The organism is Hydrogenophaga sp. FG152 (assembly GCF_057809615.1).
The window spans coordinates 1-1,471 of sequence record NZ_JBMDKH010000043.1; the positions used below are offsets into that span (position 1 = coordinate 1).

Sequence of the window (1,471 nt, forward strand, 5' to 3'; positions counted from 1 at the left end):
GGACCGCGTGGACGACTACGCCGCCTACGCCCGCGCCATGCTGGCGGCCACGAGCAGCGCCGGGGTCACCGGTGCCAGCACCGCCTACGCCACCTGGAAGTCCATGACCCCGAGGATGGACGCGGGCTTCGCCAGCGACCCCACCTGGGCCATCGTTCCGCGCTGAGCGAGCGACAGCGGCGGTCCACCCCAGCGGGTGGGCCCTGCCCATCAGCGCCGCCCAGTCTCTGGACCGCGGCGCGAATTGTCTTGTGAATGCGGCCGTTGGCCGCCCATCCCTCAACGCCCGCGCGTTGACGGGGAATTCCCTGCGCATTGCCCGCTAACAAGCGGCTTCGAAATGCCGCCCTCGGAATTCTTTCTTGCACATTCTTTCAACTCACCCCCTTTTCCAAAATGGAAAAGCATGGCCCAATCCTTTCAACGGGCAAAAACCACCTTCTGGCGGTTTTTGCTAATGTTTCATTATCTCGATCCGATAAGTCAACCTTAATTTAATTGCACCATTTTCCGAATTGGCGCAGCCAATGCGCCCGACGCTCAGTGCGACGCCTCCCGTAGGGAAACCACGATTGAGGCAACCAACTTTCCCGCTAGGCAAATCGTCCGGCAACGCGCTGCCAGGCCATTCCACCCGGGCTTCTCGAAAAAAGAAGTCACATCCGTGAAATGGCAACGGGAAGTTAATAAAACACCCCCAATCATTTCAACATGTTTCGCGACATGCATCACGAATGCCGCGCATCGTTTCCGGACGCCTGCCCATCGGCTTGCATTCCGAAAATGGCGCCACGCGAATTACATTGAATTCCAAGATCTGTTGACCCAGCAGGCCAATGCTTCGATCAGCCGTGTGCAAGCGGTTTTTTTCCTTCTTGACTTTCAGGTGCTCTCTCCATGTCCTCACTCTCTTCCTCCCCCCGCCCGGCATCGCATGCCAGCGTGCTGGCCGCCTGCGCGGTGATGTTTTCGATGGTGGCCGCGTCGGCGCAGGCCCAAAGCACCACCACCGCCGCAGCCACCACTGCCACCTGGAACCAGCTCTCCAAGGAGGGCCAGCTCTTTGTCGTTTCCGGCACCAAGAACGTTCGCTATGGCACCGGTAGCCGCTGGGTCTACAAGTCCGTGCGCACGGTCGGACTCTGCTCGACCGGCTATTTCGGCTCCGACCCGGCCCGTGGCTCGGCCAAGACTTGCCAGGTGATGGCCGCCGCCACACCTGCACCTGCACCTGCACCTGCACCTGCACCTGCACCTGCACCTGCACCTGCACCTGCACCTTCACCTGCACCTGCACCTGCACCTGCACCTGCACCTGCACCTGCTCCTGCACCTGCACCTGCACCTGCACCTGCTCCTGCTCCTGCTCCTGCACCTGCACCAGCCCCCTCCCCGGCGCCCGCACCGGCTCCGGCTCCGGCTCCGGCCCCCGCACCTGCGCCGGCCGCTGGCGCCGGCGGCCTGGCCTGCG

The 1,471-nt window shown here is 62.7% G+C and carries 1 protein-coding gene; it reads right to left on the reverse strand.

What is annotated here, in order from left to right; all coding sequences use genetic code 11:
- Positions 1 to 845: 845 nt before the first annotated feature.
- Entirely contained in the window at positions 846 to 1,049 is a 204-nt protein-coding gene (locus ACODTB_RS25760) for a hypothetical protein (RefSeq protein ID WP_488929877.1), read from the reverse strand.
- Positions 1,050 to 1,471 lie beyond the last annotated feature (422 nt).